Origin of the sequence: Micromonospora sp. NPDC050276, assembly GCF_044459545.1 — a bacterium.
Taxonomy (GTDB): domain Bacteria; phylum Actinomycetota; class Actinomycetes; order Mycobacteriales; family Micromonosporaceae; genus Micromonospora.
Genome location: NZ_JBITJA010000009.1, coordinates 230,403 through 251,934, shown reverse-complemented (window position 1 = coordinate 251,934; position 21,532 = coordinate 230,403). Strand labels below are relative to the sequence as shown.

At 73.1% G+C, this 21,532-nt stretch carries 18 protein-coding genes and 1 pseudogene; 13 read left to right on the top strand and 6 right to left on the bottom strand.

The features are described from left to right. Positions 1-83: 83 nt before the first annotated feature. The 6 genes from ACIBF8_RS21910 to ACIBF8_RS21885 all read left to right on the top strand — a co-directional run bounded on the left by ACIBF8_RS21910 (position 84) and on the right by ACIBF8_RS21885 (position 7,141). Positions 84-1,964 (top strand): hypothetical protein, encoded by a 1,881-nt coding sequence (locus tag ACIBF8_RS21910; RefSeq protein WP_396785246.1) that lies wholly within the window; start codon positions 84-86, stop codon positions 1,962-1,964. 24 nt (positions 1,965-1,988) lie between these two features. Continuing rightward, entirely contained in the window at positions 1,989-2,963 is a 975-nt protein-coding gene (locus ACIBF8_RS21905) for an alpha/beta fold hydrolase (RefSeq protein ID WP_396785171.1), read from the top strand. A 5-nt stretch (positions 2,964-2,968) separates the two neighbouring features. Next, positions 2,969-3,820, top strand: coding sequence for a DUF3152 domain-containing protein (locus ACIBF8_RS21900; RefSeq protein WP_396785170.1), 852 nt, complete (start codon positions 2,969-2,971; stop codon positions 3,818-3,820). 101 nt (positions 3,821-3,921) lie between these two features. Beyond that, on the top strand, positions 3,922-4,743 hold the full coding sequence (locus tag ACIBF8_RS21895; protein ID WP_396785168.1) for a DUF3152 domain-containing protein: 822 nt from the start codon (positions 3,922-3,924) through the stop codon (positions 4,741-4,743). Positions 4,744-4,866: 123 nt separating this feature from the next. Then, positions 4,867-6,048, top strand: a complete 1,182-nt coding sequence (gene moeZ / locus ACIBF8_RS21890; RefSeq protein WP_396785166.1) for an adenylyltransferase/sulfurtransferase MoeZ — start codon at positions 4,867-4,869, stop codon at positions 6,046-6,048. Between the two features lie 256 nt (positions 6,049-6,304). Then, positions 6,305-7,141: a prenyltransferase/squalene oxidase repeat-containing protein gene (locus ACIBF8_RS21885; protein WP_396785165.1), complete on the top strand. Its 837-nt coding sequence runs from the start codon at positions 6,305-6,307 to the stop codon at positions 7,139-7,141. Positions 7,142-7,375: 234 nt separating this feature from the next. Here the strand turns inward: ACIBF8_RS21885 and ACIBF8_RS21880 are convergent, their stop codons facing one another. Both ACIBF8_RS21880 and proB read right to left on the bottom strand, forming a co-directional pair. Then, positions 7,376-8,617, bottom strand: a complete 1,242-nt coding sequence (locus ACIBF8_RS21880) for a glutamate-5-semialdehyde dehydrogenase (protein ID WP_396785163.1) — start codon at positions 8,615-8,617, stop codon at positions 7,376-7,378. A 90-nt stretch (positions 8,618-8,707) separates the two neighbouring features. Further along, on the bottom strand, positions 8,708-9,865 hold the full coding sequence (gene proB / locus ACIBF8_RS21875; RefSeq protein ID WP_396785160.1) for a glutamate 5-kinase: 1,158 nt from the start codon (positions 9,863-9,865) through the stop codon (positions 8,708-8,710). A gap of 13 nt (positions 9,866-9,878) precedes the next feature. Between proB and ACIBF8_RS21870 the strand changes: the two genes are divergently transcribed. The 3 genes from ACIBF8_RS21870 to ACIBF8_RS21860 are packed head-to-tail and all read left to right on the top strand — an operon-like array spanning position 9,879 to position 13,153. Continuing rightward, entirely contained in the window at positions 9,879-10,193 is a 315-nt protein-coding gene (locus ACIBF8_RS21870) for an MGMT family protein (protein ID WP_124772730.1), read from the top strand. Positions 10,194-10,225: 32 nt separating this feature from the next. Continuing rightward, on the top strand, positions 10,226-11,617 hold the full coding sequence (locus tag ACIBF8_RS21865) for an MFS transporter (RefSeq protein ID WP_396785159.1): 1,392 nt from the start codon (positions 10,226-10,228) through the stop codon (positions 11,615-11,617). A gap of 27 nt (positions 11,618-11,644) precedes the next feature. Then, complete coding sequence (locus ACIBF8_RS21860; protein ID WP_396785157.1) at positions 11,645-13,153, top strand: pyridoxal phosphate-dependent decarboxylase family protein; 1,509 nt, start codon at positions 11,645-11,647, stop codon at positions 13,151-13,153. A gap of 55 nt (positions 13,154-13,208) precedes the next feature. On the opposite strand, the gene ACIBF8_RS21855 is transcribed toward ACIBF8_RS21860, so the two are convergent. The 3 genes from ACIBF8_RS21855 to ACIBF8_RS21845 all read right to left on the bottom strand — a co-directional run bounded on the left by ACIBF8_RS21855 (position 13,209) and on the right by ACIBF8_RS21845 (position 16,119). Further along, on the bottom strand, positions 13,209-14,414 hold the full coding sequence (locus ACIBF8_RS21855; protein WP_396785155.1) for a hypothetical protein: 1,206 nt from the start codon (positions 14,412-14,414) through the stop codon (positions 13,209-13,211). After that, a complete protein-coding gene (locus ACIBF8_RS21850) occupies positions 14,407-14,964 on the bottom strand; it encodes an RNA polymerase sigma factor (protein WP_396785244.1) in 558 nt (185 codons plus the stop codon). Before ACIBF8_RS21850 ends, ACIBF8_RS21855 begins: the two co-directional genes overlap by 8 nt. Positions 14,965-15,174: 210 nt before the next feature. Then, the gene (locus ACIBF8_RS21845; protein ID WP_396785153.1) at positions 15,175-16,119 is read right to left on the bottom strand and encodes a hypothetical protein; all 945 of its coding nucleotides are present in this window, start codon (positions 16,117-16,119) and stop codon (positions 15,175-15,177) included. 138 nt (positions 16,120-16,257) lie between these two features. Between ACIBF8_RS21845 and ACIBF8_RS21840 the strand changes: the two genes are divergently transcribed. Continuing rightward, positions 16,258-16,839 carry an NADH-quinone oxidoreductase subunit B gene (locus ACIBF8_RS21840; protein ID WP_396785152.1) on the top strand — a complete coding sequence of 194 codons (582 nt, stop codon included), beginning with the start codon at positions 16,258-16,260 and terminating at the stop codon, positions 16,837-16,839. A 99-nt stretch (positions 16,840-16,938) separates the two neighbouring features. Beyond that, complete coding sequence (locus tag ACIBF8_RS21835; protein ID WP_396785151.1) at positions 16,939-18,255, top strand: DUF2252 domain-containing protein; 1,317 nt, start codon at positions 16,939-16,941, stop codon at positions 18,253-18,255. 15 nt (positions 18,256-18,270) lie between these two features. Here ACIBF8_RS21835 and ACIBF8_RS21830 read toward each other — a convergent pair whose 3' ends face one another. Further along, positions 18,271-19,317 (bottom strand): glucose 1-dehydrogenase, encoded by a 1,047-nt coding sequence (locus ACIBF8_RS21830; protein WP_396785149.1) that lies wholly within the window; start codon positions 19,315-19,317, stop codon positions 18,271-18,273. Positions 19,318-19,422: 105 nt separating this feature from the next. On the opposite strand from ACIBF8_RS21830, the pseudogene ACIBF8_RS21825 reads away from it, so the two are divergent. Together ACIBF8_RS21825 and ACIBF8_RS21820 are read left to right on the top strand one after the other, a co-directional pair. Then, positions 19,423-20,019 (top strand): annotated as a pseudogene (locus ACIBF8_RS21825) (NADH-quinone oxidoreductase subunit C); the annotation flags it as partial. A 323-nt stretch (positions 20,020-20,342) separates the two neighbouring features. Next, positions 20,343-21,305 (top strand): NADH-quinone oxidoreductase subunit H, encoded by a 963-nt coding sequence (locus ACIBF8_RS21820; protein WP_396785148.1) that lies wholly within the window; start codon positions 20,343-20,345, stop codon positions 21,303-21,305. Positions 21,306-21,532 lie beyond the last annotated feature (227 nt).

Sequence of the window (21,532 nt, the reverse complement as noted above, 5' to 3'; positions counted from 1 at the left end):
GGTCCGATCCGACGCCGACCAGCGTCCCGCCGGCGCGTCCGTCCTGGGCGGGCGGGTCCGAGGCAGCGACCAGCGTCCCCGCGGTGCGGCCGTCCTGGGCGGGTGGGTCCGAACCGCCGTCGACCAGCGCGGCGTCGACGCGGCCGTCCTGGGCCGGGGGGTCCGATCCGCTGCCGGCCAGCGCCCCGCCGACGCGGCCCTCCTGGGCCGCCAGCCCGGCATCGTCCGAAGCGCCGGCATCGGCCGACGCGTCGCCTCCGGCGCCCGCTGGACCGCCGCCCGCGCCAGCCGGACCACCTCCCACGCTGGCTGATGCGCCGCCGGCTCCGGCAGGCCCGTCCCTGATCGCGGAACGCCCCTCCTGGACCGGAGGCTCGCCGACGGCGAGCAGTTCCGGGGCCGAGCGGCCGGACTGGTCCGAGGGCCGGATCCCCGCGGCCCCGGTCGAGCGCCCGTCCTGGCCGGCCAGCCGATCGGCCAGCGACACCGGTGGGGGCGACGGGGCCGACACGCCCGGCCGATCCCGCCCCGAGGTCCGGCCGACCGCACCGTTCCGGCTCCGTCCGGCCGCACCGGAGCCGCCCGGTCCGTCACCCGTCGAGTCGCCGCAGGCGGCTGCGTCGGGCAACGATCAGCCACCAGGTGACACCACACCGTCCCCCACCGACGCGGTGCCGCCCGCCACCACGAAGGGATCCGGGCGCCGCGATCAGCCCGCATCGGCGTCCGCTTCTTCCTACGCGGCTCGCCGATCCGCCCCCGACCCGACGTCGCGGGCTGACGCCGGTCCGCAGCCGGCCCCGAGCGCGGTGGTACTGCCGCAGCGCGTCCCCGCCCAACCGGACGTGCCCGTCGTGCCGGAGCCGCCAGCCGTGGAGCCACCCGCCGAAACTCCGGAACTCGCCCGCATCGCCACCCACCTCCGTCGCGACGACGAGCCAGCCCCGCTGCGGGAGCGCCCCGAAGGGTTCGACGTCAACGCCATCCTGGACGCCGTCCGGGAGGTGGCCGGTGTCCGCGACGCGGCCCTGCGCCGTACGCCGGCCGGGGAGCACAGCCTGCGACTGGACCTGGCCGACGGTGCCGACCCGGCCGAGGTGAGCCGGCAGGTGGCTCGGCTTCTTCAGGAGCGGATGGGGTTGGCCGCGGCGCCGCAGAACGTGCCCGGCCTGCCCAGCACGCCACCTCCGCCGGTGCGCCGCCGCGCGGCCGAGCCCCGACCCGTCGAGCGGCGTGCCCCCGAGCCGTCGAGCGCGGCTGCGCGTGATTCCGGCGACGCCCGGGCGGCCGAGGCGCCGACGGTGGCCAACCCGTCCGGCGGTCGGGCAGCGGCCACGTCGGCAGCCCCGGAGCAGCGGACCGGCACGGACCCAACGCGCCGTCGCCGGTCGAACGCTCCACACCGGGGCCGGGCCACCGTGGAAGAACCCGGATCGGTCTCGGCCGCGCCGGCCGGCGCCGCGACCGGTAGTCCGGCCACGCTCGGCACGTCGTACTCCGGTGGTCAGGTGACCACGACGGAGTCGGCGCCGTCCCGACCGCTGGAGACCGGCGGCACGCCGGGGCCCCGAGTGGTGATCGACCACGTGCAGGTCAGCACCTTCGGCCTGGACGCGAACGTGGAGGTCCGGCTGCTGGCCGGGGGCGACAGCGCCTCCGGGTACGCCACCGGGCCCGCGGTGGACGGCTACGTGCTGCGGCTCTGCGCGGTGGCGGCAGCCGCCGCGGTGGACGAGCTGCTGCGCGGCGCCGACAACGCCGAGCGGGGGCGCTGCTTCGTCGAACACGCGGCGGTGGTGCCGTTCGGCAACTGCGAGGTGGCCACCGTGGTGGCGCTGCTGGTCTGCGAGGGCTGGGTCGAGCAGCTCGCCGGGTCGGCCCTGGTCGCGGGTGATCCGCGCCAGGCGGTGGTCCGAGCGACGCTGGCGGCGGTCAACCGTCGGCTGGAGGCGCTGCTTTCCTGAGTGGTCCCGGTGCAAACTGGGAGTATGAGACGCGCCACACTCTGGCCGGACCATCTGCTCCCCGACCACCGTGTCCCGCCCCCGTGGCCGGGTCGGGAGGTCCGCCTCGACGGCCGGGTCACATATGTGCGCGACACCCCGGCCACCGCCGCTGGCGCGGAGCCGGCGCTGTACGTGCACGGGCTGGGCGGCTCGTCGCAGAACTGGACCGATCTGGCCGGGCTGCTCGCCGACCGGCTGGACGGTCAGGCCATCGACCTGCCCGGCTTCGGCCGCAGCGAGCCCGGCCCCCGCTACACGATTCCGGCCTTCGCCGATCTGGTCGTCCACTGGATCGAGCATTCCGATCGGGGCCCGGTGCACCTGTTCGGCAACTCGCTGGGCGGCGCGGTCGCGGTGCAGGTCGCCGGGCTGCGGCCGGACCTGGTGCGGACCCTCACCCTGATCTCCCCGGCGTTGCCGTTCCTGAATTTCCGGCGCTCGTTGCAGGGTCGGATGCTGCCGGTCCTCGCCATCCCGCGGGGTGAGCGGCTGGTCGCGCGGCGGCTCACCCAGCTCGCGCCCGAGGTGATGGCCCAGCAGGTGCTGGAGGCCTGCGTGGCCGATCTCAGCCGGATCTGCGATCAACGCCGGGCCGAGGCGCTGGAGGAGATTCGGGTGCGGTACGAGGCCGAGCACTACGCCGCCGCGTACGTCCGGACGTTCCGTGGGCTGGTCTCCAGCTTCCTGCGGGCGTACCTGCGGGGGCCGGGTTCGCTGTGGCGCCTCGCCGAGGCGGTGCGCGCACCGACCCTGGTGGTGGGTGGCCGACAGGACCGACTGGTCGACGTGCGGGTCGCGCCGCAGACCGCCCGGGTCATCCCGGACAGCCGATTGATGATGCTCGGCGGTGTCGGTCATGTGGCGCAGCTGGAGGTTCCCCGGCTGGTTGCCCGCGCGGTGGTCGGCCTGCTCGCCGAAACGGGGGAGGCCGTAGGGCGGCCTGATCTGGCAGGCTGACCTGGATGCTCAGCTCAGCCCGCCACCCTGGCCGCCGTCGGCGACGGTTGGCACTGCTCGCCCAACTGGTGGCGGTGGTGCTGGCCGTGGGTGCGGCGGTGACCGTGATCGCCGAAGGGCCGGGTGGGCACCCGAGCGCCGACCGGCTGGCCGCCGAGGAGATCGTCCCGCCGCCGCTGGTGGCCGCGCCGCTGCCGCCGCCGGCCGATCCCACACCCGCCGACGTGGTCCCGTCCAGCCCGCCCCCGGTGTTACGGGCGCCCGGCCCGGTCCCGAGCGCCGGCACCGGGAGGTTCGGCTACGACGCCAGCGCCGGCCCGGTGCTGGGTCGCGCCGGCGAGCTGCGGCGATACCGGGTCGCGGTGGAGTCGGGCAGCAACGAGGACGTCGCCGGGTTCGCCGAAGCGGTCCGGGTGGCGCTCGCCGGGCCGGGCAGTTGGGTCGACAGCGGCAGGCTGCGGCTACAGCAGGTGCCGGGGAGCGCGCCTCGTGACTTCACCGTCTACCTGGCCACCGCCCGCACCGCCGGTCGGATGTGCGCCGAGGGTGGGGTGGACATCCGGGTCGACGGCCGGCCGTACACATCCTGTCGAGCACCCGGTCAGGTGATCATCAATCTGGATCGGTGGCGGCTGTCCGTGCCGCACTTCGTCTCGGCCGGTGTGCCGCTGACGGTCTACCGGACGTACGTGGTCAATCACGAGGTGGGTCACCAGCTCGGGCATCGGCACGAGCGCTGCCCCGGCGCGGGCCGACCAGCGCCGGTGATGATGCAGCAGACGCTGTTCCTCAACGGGTGCCGGGTCAACCCGTGGCCCTATCTCGAGGGGCGTCGTTACAGCGGGCCCGCCCTCTGAGTCGATCGGGCGACACGCCGGCCGTCCGCCCCCATCAGGCGTCTTGCGGCAATAGCGGCAAAAACGGAGAAATGCCCGAATAATCTGGCAGGCTCGACGTCATGACGCCGTCGTCCCCTTACGGCCCGCCTCGGCCGCCCGGCCTTCGGTCGGCGAACCGGGGTGCGCGTCCCGCGCTGGTCAGGATGCACCGGCGTCGCCGCCGCAGCAGCCTGCTCGGCCTCCTCGTGCTCGCCGCCGCCATCGGCGTGACGGTGAGCCGGACCGGCGAGCCGTCGAGCGAGCCTCCGGCCACCACCGAGGGCGGCATGGGGCACGGGGGCGGGGTAGCCGCGCACCCGGCGCCCACCAGCTATCCGTCCGTCGGGGCGGGACGCTTCACGGTGGCCGACGGCGAGACACCCGTGCACGGCACGGACGGGCCGCTGCGGCGTTACCGGGTCGTCGTCGAACGCGGCACCGGCCAGGATGCCGACGCGTTCGCCGCCCGGGTGGACGAGGTGCTGGCCGACCCGCGTAGCTGGATCGCCTCCGACGAGTTGCGGGTACAACGGGTGGCCGACGCCGGGGCCGCCGACTTCACCATCTACCTCGCCACCCCGGTCACGTCCGAGCGGATGTGCGCCAAGGGTGGGCTCAGCACCGAGCGCTACACCTCCTGTCGCCTGCCCGGCCAGGTCATCATCAACCTGGCCCGCTGGATGGACGCGGTCCCCGACTACGGCGCCTCCCTGGACACCTACCGCACCTACGTCATCAACCACGAGGTGGGCCACGAGTTCGGCGAGGACCACGAGGCGTGCCCCGGCCCGGGGGAGCCCGCACCCGTGATGCAGCAGCAGACGTACGGCCTGCAGGGCTGCGTCGCCAACGCCTGGCCCTACCTCGACGGCCGTCGCTACGCGGGGGACATCATCCCCTGATCGGCCGGGTCGTCGGTTATTCCCGCTCCCGCATACCGGACCACGTGTCGTCCCTCATGGCCGAGCGGGGCTCCCGCGAGCAACAATGGCGCGGTTCACACCGCCGATCCCGGGGAGTCCACCGTGTCGTTGCCCCCGCTCGTCGAGCCCGCCGCCGAGCTGACCGTAGACGAGATCCGCCGCTACTCACGTCACTTGATCATCCCGGACGTCGGGGTGACCGGCCAGAAGCGGCTCAAGAACGCCCGGGTGCTCTGTGTCGGCGCCGGTGGCCTCGGGTCCCCCGCTCTGATGTATCTCGCCGCGGCCGGGGTCGGCACGCTCGGCATCATCGACTTCGACACCGTCGACGAGTCCAACCTCCAGCGCCAGATCATCCACGGCGTGTCCGACATCGGCCGGTCCAAGGCCGAGTCCGCCGCCGCGTCGATCCGCGAGATCAACCCCCTGGTCAACGTGGAGATCCACAACACCGCGCTGGACCGGGAGAACGTCCGCGAGATCTTCGCCCAGTACGACCTGATCGTCGACGGCACCGACAACTTCGCCACCCGCTACATGGTGAACGACGCGGCGGTGCTGCTCGGTAAGCCGTACGTCTGGGGCTCGATCTACCGCTTCGACGGCCAGGCGTCGGTGTTCTGGGCCGAGCACGGCCCCTGCTACCGCTGCCTCTACCCGGAGCCGCCGCCGCCCGGCATGGTCCCCTCCTGCGCGGAGGGCGGCGTGCTCGGTGTGCTCTGCGCGTCGATCGGTTCGATCCAGGTGAACGAGGCGATCAAGCTGCTCACCGGTATCGGTGAGCCGCTGGTGGGCCGCCTGATGGTCTACGACGCCCTGGAGATGGAATACCGCAAGATCAAGGTCCGCAAGGACCCGAACTGCGTGCTCTGCGGCGACAACCCGACGGTCACCGACCTGCTCGAGGACTACGAGGACTTCTGCGGCGCGGTCTCCGAGGAGGCGCAGGAGGCGACGGTCGACTCGACCATCACCGCGCTGGAGCTCAAGGAGTGGCAGGACGCCGGCAAGGACATCTTCCTGGTCGACGTGCGGGAGCCGGCCGAGTACGAGATCGTCCGGATCCCCGGGGCCACCCTGATCCCCAAGGGCGACATCATCTCCGGCGAGGCCCTCGCGAAGCTGCCGCAGGACCGGCAGATCGTGCTGCACTGCAAGTCCGGCGTCCGCTCGGCGGAGGCACTCGCCGCGCTCAAGGCGGCCGGTTTCAAGGACGCCGTGCACGTGCAGGGCGGCGTGCTCTCCTGGATCAAGCAGATCGACCCGGCGCTGCCCGCCTACTGACCGATCGCGCCGGGGCGGCCACGCCGTCGCGTCGGGGTGGACATGCCGTCGCGTCGGGGCGGCCGTGCCGTCGCGTCAGGGCGGCCGTGCCGTCGCGTCGGGGTGGCCGTGCCGTCGCGTCGGGGTGGCCCACACGGCCGCCCGGGCAAATCGACGCAGCTGACACCGAGCGGCCGTCCGGCCGGAGCGACGCAGCCATTCCTGGCTGGCCGATTCTCCGAGGCGGCGTCGCGTCTGCGCAGGTAGCCTCTCCGCCGTGGTCGACTTGGAAGCCGCGATCGGGTTCGTCGTGGCGCATGGGGATGCGGTGGAACGCGCCCGCCTCTCCTGGCTCCGAAACGGCACCGCCGTGCCCGCCGAGTTGTTGGAGACGGCCGAGGTCGGCCAATCATCCGACGGCGGCTGGCCGGCTACCTGGGGCGGCGATATCGCCTCGATCGACGCCACCTGCTTTCGCCTCGCCGAGCTGGACGATCTGGGCGCGCTCGGTCGTCCCGCCGCTCGCCGCGCGCTGGACTGGCTGGCGTCCCGGCAGCAGGCCGACGGCGGTTGGGAAGAGGACGCCTCGCTGGCCGACTCGGCACCGGAGTGGGCCCGGCCCGGTGACCCGGAGGCCGCGTTCCTCGTGTCGGCCAACGCCGGTTTCTGGCTCACCGTCGGCGGCCTGGACGCCCGGGCGTCGGGTCCACTCGACCACCGGGTCGGTGGGGCGTACGCCGGGGTGGTGCAGGCGGCGGCCCACTCGCTCACCGCGCGGCTGCGCCCGGACGGTAGCTGGCCGTTGTTCCTCGCCGCGGGCTGGCTGAGCGCGGCCGTGTTGCACCGGCAGGAGATGTTCCAGGAGTCGGCGCGGATCCAGGTGGTGTTGGCCGAGCGGATGCCGAAGATGTCCCCGGGAGACGTGGCGTGGCTGGGGGCCACCCTGCGCCGCGCCGGCGTCGACCCACAGGACTGGATCATGGTGCGGGCGCTGCGCCGGCTGGCCGAGACCCAGCGCAGCGACGGCGGCTGGGAGAGCGACGACGGCCACCAGTTCGACGTGCACACCACGCTGGCCGCGATCCGGGCAGCCCGCCCCGCGCCACCCAGCTGAGCGCCGCCGCGCCGCGCCGCCGCGCGCCCCGCCGCGCGCCCCGCGCCCCGCCCCGCCCGCGCGCCCCGCCCGCGCCGATCTTGCAGTTTCGGTTGCCGGTTCACGTGAAGTGCCCGTTATGCCAGGGCAGTAAGTGCAAGATCGCCGGAGCGCCGGAGCGCGGGAGCGCGGGAGCGCGGGAGCGCGGGAGCGCGGGAGCGCGGGAGCGCGGGAGCGCGGGAGCGCGGCAGGGCTCTAGCGCAGGTGGCCGTCTCCGGTGACGACGTACTTGGTGCTGGTCAGCTCGGGCAGGCCCATCGGGCCGCGGGCGTGCAGCTTCTGGGTGGAGATGCCGATTTCCGCGCCGAAGCCGAACTCGCCTCCGTCGGTGAACCGGGTCGAGGCGTTCACCATCACCGCCGCCGCGTCGACCCGGGCGACGAACTCGCGGGCGGCCGTCGTCGAGTCGGTGATGATCGCCTCGGTGTGCCCGGTGCCGTACCGGCGGATGTGCGCGACCGCCGCGTCCAGCGAGTCGACCACCGCCACCGAGATGTCGGCGGACAGATACTCGGTGGCGTAGTCCTCCTCGGTGGCCGGGACCACCGCGGCGGAATGGGCGGCCACCTCAGGTGAGCCGTGCACGGTCACCCCCGCCTCGGCGAACGCGGCCAGCACCGGCGGCAGGAACGCGTCGGCGATGCCCGCGTGCACCAGCAGCGACTCGGCCGTGTTGCAGGTGGACAGGCGTTGCGTCTTGGCGTTCAGCGTCACCGCGACGGCCTTCGCCAGGTCGGCGGCGGCGTCGACGTACACGTGGCAGTTGCCCACCCCGGTCTCGATCACCGGCACGGTCGACTCCTCGACCACGGTGCGGATCAACGAAGCGCCACCGCGCGGAATGAGCACGTCGACGAGCCCCCGGGCGCGCATCAGCTCCTTGACCGAGTCGCGGGAGCTGGCGTCGAGCAACTGCACCGCGTCGGCGGGCAGCCCGGCCCCGGCGACCGCGTCGCGCAGCACCGCGACCAGCGCGGCGTTCGAGTGCGCGGCCGACGACGACCCGCGCAGCAGCGCCGCGTTGCCGGATTTGAGGCAGATCCCGGCGGCGTCCACTGTCACGTTGGGCCGCGCCTCGTAGATGATGCCGACCACCCCGAACGGCACCCGAATCTGGCGCAGCTCCAGCCCGTTGGGCAGGGTGGAGCCACGGACCACCTCGCCGACCGGGTCGGGCAGCGCGGCCATCTCGCGCAGCGCGCCCGCGATGCCCGCCACTCGACCAGCGTCGAGCGCGAGCCGGTCGAGGACGGCCGCGCTCAGCCCGGCCTCGCGCCCGGCCGCCAGGTCCGTCTCGTTCGCGGCCAGGATCTCCGGGGTACGCGCCACCAGCGCGTCGGCCATCGCCACCAGCGCGGCGTCCTTGGCGGTACGCGTGGCCACGGCCAACTCGGCGGCGGCGTCCCGCGCCCGCCGGGCCTGCTCGACGACGCTCATGCCGGCACCCCGCTTCGCTCCGTGGCGGCCTGAGGCACGACCGCCCCGAGCCGCTGATTCGCTCGCTGACGTTCACTCATTGTCGACTCCTCAGAGCAGCACCAGGTCGTCGCGGTGGACGACCTCTCGTTCGTACGCCGGGCCCAGCGCCGCGGCGAGTTCGGACGTGGAACGGCCGAGCAGCCCGGGCAGCTCCACCGCGTCGTAGTTGACCAGCCCGCGGGCGACCGACGCGCCGGCGGTGTCCACCAGGTCCACCGGGTCGCCGGCGGTGAACGTGCCGTCCACGGCGGTGATGCCGGCCGGCAGCAGCGACTTGCGCCGCCCGACGACGGCGGCGACCGCGCCCGGGTCGAGGTGCAGCCGCCCTCGGGGCGAGGTGGCGTGGGCCAGCCAGAACAGTCGGGCCGTCGGGCGTTGTCGCTGTGGGTGGAAGAGAGTGCCGACCGGTTCGCCGGCCAGCGCCGGCGAGGCCAGGTCGGCGGCGGTGAGTACCACCGGAATCCCGAACCCGGTGGCGATCCGGGCGGCCTCGACCTTGGTCACCATGCCGCCGGTGCCGACGCCGGACCGGCCGGTCCCGCCGATGGTGATCCCGGCGAGGTCCGTGTCGTCGCGGACCTCGGCGATCCGGGTCGAGTGCGGATTGGTGGGGTCGCCGGTCCAGAGCGCGTCCACGTCGGAGAGGAGCACCAGCAGGTCGGCGTGCACCAGAGCGGCCACCAGAGCGGCCAGTCGATCGTTGTCGCCGAACCGGATCTCCTGGGTGGCGACCGTGTCGTTCTCGTTGACGATCGGCACCGCCCGCAGGTCGAGCAGCTTGCGCAACGTCCGGTACGCGTTGCGGTAGTGCGCTCGTCGGGTCACGTCGTCCACGGTGAGCAGCACCTGCCCGACGGTGCGGCCGTGCCGGGCGAAGCTGGCCGCGTACCGGCCGATCAGCAGCCCCTGCCCGACGCTGGCGGCGGCCTGCTGGGTGGCCAGGTCGCGCGGGCGTCGGGCCAGCCCGAGCGGGGCGAGCCCGGCGGCGATCGCGCCGGAGGACACCAGCACCACCTCGCGCCCTTCGGCGGTGAGCCGACCGAGGGTGTCGACCAGCGTGTCGACGCGCTCGTCGGCCAGCCCGCCGGTGGCGGTGGTCAACGAGGAGGATCCGATCTTGACGACGACCCGCCGGGCCGTCGTGACTGCGTCGCGCACCCGACCATTCTGCGTGGTCACGGCGGCACCGCCCGGCGGCGTTCCCATATGGTGGCGGATTGTGACTCCTGACGAGTACGTCGAGGCGGTGCTCGACCTGGTCGAGCGGATCCCGGAGGGCCGGGTGATGTCGTACGGCGGGGTGGCCGACGCGCTGTCCGAGCGTTCGGGGCGTGCCTCGGCCCGGTTGGTCGGCAACATCATGGCCCGGCACGGGGGCTCGGTGCCCTGGCATCGGGTGGTGACCGCGAGTGGCCGACTGCCACCTGGGCACGAGCGGGAGGCGCGGGCCCGACTGCGGGCCGAGGGCGTGCCGCTGCGCGGCGAGGGTGTGGACGTCGCGGCGGCGGCCTGGTCGCCTGATGAGGGGATGTGACCGCCGTCCTAACGTGAGTAACATTCGGCCCCATGAAAACGCGGCCGGGCGCCGGCTCGTCTGCCAGCGGCTCGTTGCCCCGATCGGTGCACGCCGGCTACGCGCTCGGCTCACTGGCGACCGGAGCGTTCGGCACCGTGCCCGGTCTGCTGCTGCTGCCGTACCTGACCGACACCCTGGGAGTGGCCGCCGGGCTGGCCGCCCTGCTGGTGCTGCTGCCCAAGGCATGGGACGTGGTGGTCAACCCGGTCGCCGGGCGGATCTCCGACCGCACCCGGTCGCGTTGGGGTGCCCGTCGGCCGTACCTGCTCATCGCCGGCCTCGGCCTCGCCGTCCTGTTCGCGTCGATCTTCGCCGCGCCGTTCGGTAACGGTCCGGCCGCCGCGGCGTACGTGGCGTTCGCCTTCCTCGCCACCGCCACCGCGTTCGCCTTCTTCCAGGTGCCGTACGTGGCGATGCCGGCGGAGCTGACCGGCGACTACGCCGAGCGCACCCGGTTGATGACCTGGCGGATCGCGGTGCTGGCGCTGGCCATCCTGGTCTCCGGCGCGGTCGCCCCGCTGGTGGTGAGCGCCGGTGGTGACGGCGTGGCGGGGCACCGGTGGATGGGGCTGTTCGTGGCGGTGCTGATCGCCCTGGGAGCGCTCGGCGCGTTCCTGGGCACCCGGTCCGCGCCGACCGGCTCGGTGGGCGAGAGCGAGCCGACCCTGCGCGCCCAGCTCGCCGTGGCCGGCGCCAACCGCCCGTTCCGGGCGCTGCTGATCTGCTTCGTGGTGCAGTCCGCCGGGGTGGCGACGATCCTGGCCGGGGTCAACTACTTCGCCGGGCAGATCCTGCGCGACGAGCAGAACGGGCCGACCCTGCTCTTCGTCTGCTTCGTCGGGCCAGCACTGCTGGTGATGCCGCTCTGGACCCGGATCGGCGCCCGGCTGGGCAAGCGGACATCGCTGGTCGTCGCCTCGCTGATCCTCGCCGCCGGTGCGCTCGCCCTGGTCGCCGCGCCGGTGTTGCCGCCGGTCGCCGTCTATCTCGTGGTCGCGCTGATCGGCGCGGGGTACGCCGGGCAGCAGGTCTTCGCGCTGGCGATGTTGCCGGACTGCATCGCGCACGAGACGGCGCGCACCGGGCGCCGGCAGGCGGGCGTCTTCACCGGCCTGTGGACCGCCGGGGAGACCTTCGGCCTGGCGCTCGGCCCGGGCATCTACGGCCTGGTGCTCCAGCTGTCCGGCTACGTCTCCTCCGACACCGGCTCAGCGGCCACCCAGTCCGACACGGCGCGACTAGGCGTCCTCCTCGGCTTCACCCTGATCCCCGCCCTGCTGATCGCCCCGCCGATCCTCCTGCTCCGCCAGTACACCCCCACCCCAACCCCCACCCCAGTCCGGGTCGATCATGGAGTTGTGCTGGGGGACGAAAGCCGTTGACCGTCACGAGAAGGGCACCATAACCCCATGATCGACGAGAACCGGGTTGAGGCTGGGGCGCTTTCCGCCGCTGGGGTTGCCGCCGAGGTCGCGTTGTCCGAGGTTCGGCAGCTGCGGGGTGCGGACCGGCCCACCCACGGGGGACGGCTGTTCGCCTACGTCTACGACCCGGCGGTGCCGGGGCTGGACGAGCTGGCTGCCGCCGCCCATCGGGAGAGCGCCCACGTGAACGGACTGGACCCGACCGCGTTCCCCTCCCTGCTGGCCATGGAGAACGCGCTGGTCGGCGCCGCCGGCCGGGTGCTCGGCGCCGGCCCCGGGACCACCGCCCCGGACGTCGTCGGCAGCGTCACCAGCGGCGGCACCGAGTCGCTGATCCTCGCCGTCAAGACAGCCCGGGACGCCCACCCGGAGATCACCACACCCCGGATCGTGGTGCCGTCGAGCGCGCACGCCGCATTCGCCAAGGCGGCGCACTACCTGCGGGTGGCGCTGGACGTCGTGCCGGTCGACCGGGACACGCTGCGCCCCGACCCGGTCGCGATGGCCGCCGCGATCCGCCCGGAGACGGTGCTGGTCGCCTGCTCCGCGCCGTCGTACGCGCACGGGGTGGTGGACCCGGTCGAGCAGATCGCGGCCGCGGCGGCCGAGGCCGGGGTGCGCTGCCACGTGGACGCCTGCTTCGGCGGCTGGACCCTGCCGTACCTGCGCCGCCTCGGGGAGCCGGTCCCGCCGTTCGACTTCGCGGTACCCGGCGTCACCTCCATCTCCGTGGACCTGCACAAGTACGCGTACGCGCCGAAGGGTGTGTCGGTGCTGCTGCACCGCGACGCCGCGCTGCGTGCCCCGCAGTACTTCGCGTACGCCGACTGGCCCGGCTACACGATGATCAACCCGGTGATCGCATCCACCCGGTCGGGTGGGCCGATCGCCGCCGCGTACGCGACCCTGCGGCACCTCGGCGATGACGGCTACCTGCGGCTCGCCGGCGTGACCCGGGACGCGGTCGCCGGTCTGGCCGACGCGGTCCGAGCCGTCGACGGGTTGCGGCTGATGGCCGAGCCGGAGTCGACAGTGGTCTGCTTCACCGCCACCGAGGGCGGTCCCGACCTGTTCGTCCTGGTCGACGAGCTGACCGCGCGGGGCTGGCACACCCAACCCCAGCTGTCGTACGCCGACCTGCCCGCCAGCGTGCATCTCACGGTGACCGCCGCGGTGGCGCCCCGGGTCGCCGAGTTCGGGCCGGCCCTGACCGAGGCGGTGGCCGCCGCCCGGGCCGCCGGTCCGGTGCGGCTACCCGCCGAGCTGGCGGCCCTGGTCGGCGCCCTGACGCCCGAGGCGCTGACCCCGGAGCTGATCGCCGGCCTGGCCGCCGGGCTGGGTCTGGGCGACGATGCGGGGGCGGGCACGGGACCGCTGCCGGAGCGGATGGCGCTGGTGAACACCCTGCTCGACGCCGCCGCACCCGCGCTACGCGAGCGGTTGCTCGTCGAGTTCGTCAGCCTGCTCCAGCACCCCACCTGGTCCTCCCGCTGACCGGGCGATGCCGGACCCGGCCGCCAAGGCCGGCCGGGCCCGATCAACACGTCGGTCAGGAAATCACCCGCAGGTCCACATGGGTGTCCCCGTAGGTCAGGTCTCTCCAGTACCGGCCGTCCTCGTCGAAATGCACTACTCGTGGGCTCGACTCGGCCACTGTGGATGGATCGACCAGAAAGCGGAACCTGTACGTGCGGCGCTCCCCGGACCGCAACCCGGCCACGCGACAGTCGGCCCCGGACCCGTCGTTCTGCCACGATGCGCACAGCGACCAGTCACCACCGTCGGGCGTGCCGATCAGCTTCAGCTCGCCGAAGCCGACCCGCGCGACGTCCACCGGTCCCTTGTTCGTCACGGTCAGGGTCAGGGTGCCCGGACGCTTGCGGCCTGCACCGGTTGGCCCCAGGACGAGATCACCCCCGGTCAACACCAGGTCGGTCAGGCGGGTGTCCGGCCCGAACGACGTCGGGCCAGCGCTCTGGGGGAACTGGTCCCCGTTCCAGCGGAATGTCCGCCACTGCGTCCGAGCCCAGTAGCTCGGCGTGGAGCAGCAGGACTGAAGGTCCGCCACCTGTGCCCGCACCCGTCCGCCGTCGGAGACGGCGAAGTCGGTGATGTCCGCGATCCCGTCTCCGGTCCGAACGATGCGACCCATGGTCACGATCCGGCCGTTCCCGTCGCGGTCGAAGGCGACGAGCTGTTTCGCCAGGGCCTCGCCGAACCGGCAGGCGACCAGGGCGACCGTCTCGATGGCGCCGTCGCCGTCCAGGTCGGTGTAGCGCAGCTCCAGGTCGGTCAGGACGGGCACGTAGTCGGTGCGCGACGGGGGACGCAGCCGCACGTCCGAGGTGAGGCAGGTCGTCGGCATGCCCGCGGGCCAGGCCGGCAGGGTGACGCGGGCGGCCAGCAGCTGCGCCCGGCTGATCCGACCGTCCGGCGCGGCCGGGCTCGTGGTCGTGGTCGTGCTGGGCATCAGCGGGGTGGACGGCGTCGGTGCGGGAGCGCTCGTCGGCGGGATGGTCGGTGTGCCGGTCTGCGCCGGTGCCGGCACCGACCCGTCGCCCCGTAGGCCGGCGTTGGCGACGATCGGCACGACCGCCAGGACGATCGCCGTCACCGCCACCACCACCGCCCTCGTCTGGCGACGCCGACGAAGGGTACGTCGGGCCTGGTCAGGTCCCGGACCGGTGACCCGGCAAACCGTCTCGGCCCGGTACGCGGCGAACCGCTCCCGTAGCCGCGGGTCGATGTCAGTCATTGCCCATCCCCTCGATGCTCTCGTCGAGCAGCCCCGCCAGCGTCAGCCGGCCGCGGTGCAGCCAGGACTTGACCGTGCCCTCGGCCACCCCCTCCTGACTGGCGATCTCGTTGACCGACAGGTCGGCGAGGTAGTGCAGGATGACGGCCCGTCGGTGGTTGGCGGGCAGCTGGGCCAGCGCGGCGTCGATCGCCACCCGATCGGGCGTCGGACCGGCCATCGTGGCCTCCGTCCGCCGCTGCCGGAGCAGGTGGTTGCGGGCGGTCCGCAGCCGCCGCCAGCGACTCCGGGCGAGGTTCCAGGCGACCTGCCGGACCCAGGCGACCGGGTCGTCGTACCGGGCCAGCTTGTCCCACCGGGCCAGCGCGCGGCAGAACGCCTCCTGGGCGAGGTCCTGGGCCTGCGACAGGTCGCCCACGTAGGCGCCGAGCTGGGTGGTCACATCGCGAAAGTGCGCGTGGTAGAAGGTGTCGAAGCTCGACGTCGCCGCGTGGTCCCTGGCCGCCGCGGTAGCCGCACCCGGCGGCTCGTTGGCGAGCGCTCCGGTCATCGCTGTCACTGCCCCTCCCCGTTCGCCGTCGGATCGTGCCCGAGGCGGTCGTAACACTCGTCAATTGGTCGGGGGGTTGCAGCCCGACCGCCGAGCCAGCACCGCTGCCGGTGGGTGGCCGTCCGGTGGGGGCGACCAGCCAGGTCGAGGCAACGCCCCGCCCGCGTCGCCGGCCGGAACCCCCGTGCCGGCCGGCGACGCACAGGTCGGTCAGCTGTCGTCGGAGGCGCTCAGGCTGACCTGGATGCGGTTGTCGGTCGGCGTGGCGTCGGCCACCTCGTCGGCGCCGTACCGGGTGCTCAGGACCAGGTCGACGGTTCCCAGGTCGCCGACGACGGTGTCCGCCGACGCACCGAAGAGCACCGCGAAGGTGCGCTCCTCGCCCGGTGCCATCCGCCCACCGGGCACCTCGAAGAACCCGCCGAAGCTCGGCGAGTCCTGCGGGTCGGTGCCGGTGATCTCCACCCCGGTCGGCAGGCTCGCCTGCACCGACAGGTAGTCGTGCGGAGCGTCGCCGGCATAGCGCACGGTCACCGGCAGCCGGCCCGCGTAGGTCCCGTCGGCCTGCCGGGTCAGGGTGAGCGCGCCGGTTCCGGCGGTCAGCGAGGCGTTCGCCGAGGTGTCCTGGACGTACGGTCGCGGGTTCCGCAGTGATCCGTTGGTGGCCCGGAACAGCGTGCTGAAGTCCTTGCCGGCGGCAACCTGCTGGGTGTGCCCGGGCACGACCTCGACCCGCCCACCGGTGGCGGACATCGCGTACGGGCGAGGCGCGGTCAGCACCTCGAAGGCCACGTCGACGCTGCGTCGCTCGCCCGGCTCGAGGTCCGGTCCCTCCACCGAGCACGCGATGACCCGTCGGTTGTCCACCGGTTCGGCCTGGATGCAGGCGCCGCTGGGCACCAGCCCGTCGAACGAGCCGGCGACCGGCTCGGTGATCAGGATGGTGTAGTAGTCGGTGGCCCGGCTGCGGTTGGTGATGGTCACCGGCAGGGTGCCCTGGTAACCGTTCCCGGTCGGCTCCAGCACCAGCCGGCCCGTCGAGATGGCGGCCGGCGCGCCGGCCGACGCCAGCGCGGCGGTGCCCGGCAGCGCGGCCATCAGGGCCAGTGCCGAGCCGAGCAGTACGCCTGCGCGGAGTTTGGTCCGAGTGTTCATGAACAGGTCCTCCCGTGATCCCCGTTACCGGCGGCCGTGCTCGGCGCGCCGTACCCGGTTAGAAGCCCTGAACGGGCCGCGGGGTTGCAGCGGGAGGCTGTGGTTGACTGTCCGGTAGGGGACAAGAGGGGGGCAATCGTGCAGCTGCCGGCAGTGCTGGGAGAGCCGATCCGGTTCGTGCTGAACTGGGGGCGCCGCTACTCGCTCTGGGTGTTCAACTTCGGTCTGGCCTGCTGCGCGATCGAGTTCATCGCCACCAGCATGGGTCGGCACGACTTCATCCGGCTTGGCGTGATCCCGTTCGCCCACGGCCCGCGGCAGGCCGACCTGATGGTGGTCTCCGGCACGGTGACCGACAAGATGGCCCCGGCGATCAAGCGGCTCTACGACCAGATGCCCGAGCCGAAGTACGTCATCTCGTTCGGCGCCTGCTCGAACTGCGGGGGCCCCTACTGGGATTCGTACTCGGTGACCAAGGGTGTCGACCAGCTCATCCCCGTCGACGTGTACGTGCCCGGCTGCCCGCCCCGGCCGGAGGCGCTGCTGCACGGCATCCTGCGCCTACAGGAGAAGATCGCCGCCGAGCAGTCCGGCATCGGTGGGGTGCCGCAGCGGGATGCGCTGGCCGCGCCGCTGGACGCCCCGCCCCTCGAGGCCGCCGCACCGCGCTCCGTCGACTCGCTCACCGCACCACCGGTCCGCCCACCCACCGCGAACTGAGGGCGCCGCCAGGGAACCTGCGCCATGACGCCAGCCAGCATGATCGATGTCTGGCTGGTTCGCCACCCGTTGTGGACCGGCCGCACTAGCCTGCGCTGTATGAGCAGCTCAGTGGACCAGCGGCCCGCCCACATCGTCGACGTGCTCACCGAGGAGTTCGGCGCGTCGATGGCGATCGACCCGGCTGCCTTCCGCCGCAAGTTCCGGAAGATGGCGGCCTCCCCGTTCGCCTTCTACCGGGGCAGCGCCGCGCTGTTCTACGCCGACCAGCGCGGCGACTTCGCCGACGATCGGTTCCTCGACGAGCGGACCAGCCGGGTGTGGATCCACGGTGACCTGCACGCGGAGAACTTCGGCACCTACATGAACGCCTCCGGGCAGCTGGTGTTCAACGTCAACGACTTCGACGAGGCGTACGTCGGGCCGTTCACCTGGGACCTGCGCCGGCTCGCGGCCAGTGTGGCGCTGCTCGGCTACGGCAAGGCGCTCTCCGACACGGCGATCGGGGACCTGGTGGCCGGCTTCGCCCGGTCCTACCTGACCGAGCTGCGGGCGATCGCCACCGGCGGTGACGACGCGATTGGCTCGATCACCCTGGACAATGCCGACGGGGTGCTGCGCCGGGTGCTCCAGCAGGCCCGGCTCAACACCCGCGTCGACCTGCTCGCCACGCAGACCACCATCGACAACTACGAGCGACGATTCTCCATCGGCGACGGGGTCTTCGAGATCGACGACGCCACCCGGGACCTGGTCAGCGCCGCCTTCCAGGACTACCTGGGCACCCTGCCCGCCGCCTCGATGAAGCTCCGGCCGGTGGCCGCGCGGATCAAGGACGTGGTGTTGCGCAAGGGGGTGGGCATCGGCTCGGCCGGGCTGCCGTCGTACAACCTCCTGCTGGAGGGGCACACCCAGGCACTGGAGAACGACGTCGTCATCTACATGAAGCAGGCGCAGGTGCCGGCCGTGGCGCGGTACGTCACCGACGAGTCGGTGCGCGGCTACTTCCAGCACCAGGGGCACCGGACCGCCGAGTCGCAGCGGGCGTTGCAGGCGCACGCCGACCCGTGGCTGGGCTTCGCCGAGCTGAACGGGGCCGGTCAGCTCGTCGCCGAGGTCTCCCCGTACGCCGCCGATCTGGACTGGTCGGACGTGAACGAGCCGGAGGAGCTGACCGGGGTTCTCGTCGACCTTGGTCGGGCGGTGGCCCGGATGCACTCGGTCGCCGACGACGAATCCAGTCATGACCTGGTGGACTACTCCACCGAGGAGGCGATCGTCGCGGCGGTGGACACCGACGAGGCGGGTTTCGTCGCCCATCTGGTGGAGTTCGCGCACGTGTACGGGGTGCGCGCCCGGCAGGACCATCAGCTCTTCGTCGACCTGTTCCGCAACGGCCGGCTGCCGGGCATCTGATCGGCGCAGCGTCGCTCAGGACGCGAACTCCAGCACCACCTTGATGTCGTCCGGCCCGGGGGTGTACGCGTCGACGTACCGGTTCACCGGCACCCGCCGGGTGATCAGCGATTCGAGCCAGACCTGGTTGGCGCGGGCGAGGGCCTGCGCGGCCATGGTCCAGTGCCGCCGATTGGCGTTCACCGAGCCGAACACCACGTTGTTCTCCAGCACCAGCGCCCGGTTGAGGGCCCCGGCGTCGAAGTCGAGGGTCCGGCCACCGCTGGACACCCCGGCCAGGCAGACGATCCCGATCGGGGCCGCCTTGCACATGACGTCGAGGACAACCGTGGGCGCGCCGGTGCACTCGATCACCACGTCCGGCTCGAAGGGCAGGTCGTTGACCGGCACCGCGTGGTAGGTGGCGCCGAGCCCGGCGACCAGCTCCGGCTTCGGCCCATCGGTGGCCCGGTCCAGCACGTGGACGGAGAGCCCGCGCTGGGTGCCGAGCAACGCGGCCAGCAGCCCGATCGGCCCGGCCCCGGTGACCAGCACGGTCTGCGGCTGCCACTCGGCCCGGTGCCCGATCCGCTCGATGTGGTCCCAGGCTTTCGCCACCACGCTGGTCGGTTCCAGCAACACGCCCACCTGGGCCAGCGTCGGGTCGAGCGCGACCGCGAACCGTGGCTCGACCCGCCAGCGGTCCCGGGCGAACCCGGGCAGCGCCTTGATGCCGTGCTCGGTGTACTGACCGTTGCGGCACATGTCCCACTCGCCGACCGCGCAGTTCGGGCAGGGCACCGGGTCGGGGTGCCGGACGATCCCGGCCACCAGGTCACCGGGTTGCAGGGTGCCGCTCGAATCCTCGACCACCCGGCCCAGTGACTCGTGCCCGATGACCAGGCGGTCCGCACCCGGCGGCGCCTCGCCGTACTCCCCGGCGATGATCTCGTGGTCGGTGCCGCAGATCCCGACCGCCAGCGCCTCGACCAGGACCGAGCCCTCCTCGGCAGGCGGTTCCGGCTGATCCTCGACGAGGTTCAGCGAGTTGGCGACCCCGGGTCTCACCGTCACAGCGCGCACACCCTCATCTTTCCCCGCCGAGGCGCGCACCGCGCCCAAAGCCGGCAGATCGCTCGGCATCGGCGGCGGCCAGCCGCGGGCCCGGCCGGCACTAGGATCAGCGGCATGACTCCCGAAGAGGTCGGCGCTCGACTGGTCGCGCTGCTCGCGCCGGTCGAGGCGACCCCGTCGGTCTCCGGCGGGCAACGGTTCGCCCGGGCCACCGTCGATGTGCCGCCCGAGAATTGGCTCACCGCGGTCTCCGCCGCCCGCGACGACGCCGAGCTGGCCTGCGACTTCTTCGACTGGCTCTCCGCCGTCGACGAGCTTGCCGAGGGCTTCGACGTGGTGGCGCACCTCTGGTCGACCCGACTGCGCCACGGCGTGCTGCTGCGTACCCGGTTGCCGCGCGGCGCGCCCACCGTCGCGTCGGTGGTCGACGTCTACCCCGGTGCCGCCTGGCACGAGCGGGAGACGCACGAGATGTTCGGCATCGACTTCGCCGGCCACCGGGGGCTGCTGCCGCTGTTGCTGCCCCCGGAGTTCGAGGGTCACCCGCTGCGCAAGGAGTTCGTGCTGGCCTCCCGGGTGGCCAAGCCCTGGCCGGGTGCGAAGGAGCCGGGCGAGTCCGAGGCCGGCGGTGGGCGTCGACCCATCCGCCCGCCGGGCGTTCCCGCTCCGGGCGAGTGGGGGCCCACGCCCACTCCGGCCGGTGCCGGTGGGGTGGGGGAGGGGCCGCGTGGCGGCACCCCGGCCAGGCCGGCCCGTGAGCGTCCCGCGCGGCCCGCCCCGGGGGCCCGTCCGGCGCGTACCCCCCGGCCTGCCGGCACCGCCGACGGCCCGACCCCCGCCGCCCAGCCCGCGCCCGACGCGGGCCCGGTCGATCAGCCGGTGTCCGACGCGGGCCCGGTCGACCAGCCGGTGTCCGGCGGAGGCCCGGTCGACCAGCCGGTGTCCGGCGGGGGCCCGGCCGCGTCGGGCGTCGAGCCGGTCGCGGACCCGCCGGGCCGCGACGACCGCAGCGACCACGACGGGGGTACGGCCTGATGCCGCTCTGGGTGGAGCTGGTGCTCCGGATCGGCGGCGTGGTGGTCGCGTTCCTCACCCTGCCGTTGCTGGTCGGCCAGGCCGAGCACAAGGTGATGGCGCACATGCAGGGCCGGCTCGGCCCGATGTACGCGGGCGGCTTTCACGGCTGGGCGCAGCTCGTGGCCGACGGGGTCAAGTTCGTGCAGAAGGAGGACATCACGCCGCGCGAGGCGGACCGGGCGGTGTTCCGGCTGGCGCCTGCGGTGGCGCTGGTGCCCTACCTGTTGGTGCTGCTGGTCATTCCGCTCGGCCCGAACGACCTGGTCGGGCAGCCGTTGGACATTGGCCTGTTCTTCGTGCTGGCCGTGGTCGGCGTCGGGGTGGTGGCGGTGCTGATGTCGGCGTGGGCGTCGGCCAACAAATACAGCCTGCTCGGTGGGCTGCGCGGCGCCGCCCAGTTGCTCGGGTACGAGCTGCCGCTGGTGCTGGCGGCCGCGTCGGTGGCGATGGCGGCCGGCACACTCAGCCTGCCGGGCATCGTCGAGGCGTGGCAGCCGTGGTGGCTGCTCTGGCAGGCGCCCGCGATGATCATCTTCTTCGTCGCCGGGCTGGCCGAGATCCGCCGGCCACCGTTCGACATGCCGGTGGCCGACTCGGAGCTGGTCTTCGGTTACCTGACCGAGTACACCGGTCTGCGGTTCGCGTTCTTCCTGCTCGCCGAGTACGTCGGCATCGTGGTGATCGCCGCGCTGACCACCGTGCTGTTCCTGGGCGGTTGGCAGGGCCCGTTCGCCGATGACCAGCTGGGCTGGCTCTGGACCCTGCTCAAGATCTTCGCGGTCTCCTTCGTGATCATCTGGCTCCGGGTGTCCTACCCCCGGCTGCGCGAGGACCAGCTCCAACGCCTCTGCTGGCTGGTACTGGTGCCCGCGTCCCTAGCCCAACTAGTCCTAACCGCAGCAGTCCGCCTAGCCCTCTAACTCGGAAGTAGACCTACTTCCTCCCGATTAGGGCCGCTTCGCGCAGCGGAGCGACAGGGACTAACCCCCCACCCCACCCTGCCCCTGCCCCGCCCCTCCCTGCGCCGATCTTGCACTTTCTGTGCCGGCAAAAGCGGCCGAGTGGGACATTTCAACGTCAGAAAGTGCAAGATCGACGAGCGCTGGCAGGGCGCGGGGCAGGGCGCGGGGCAGGGCGCGGGGCAGGG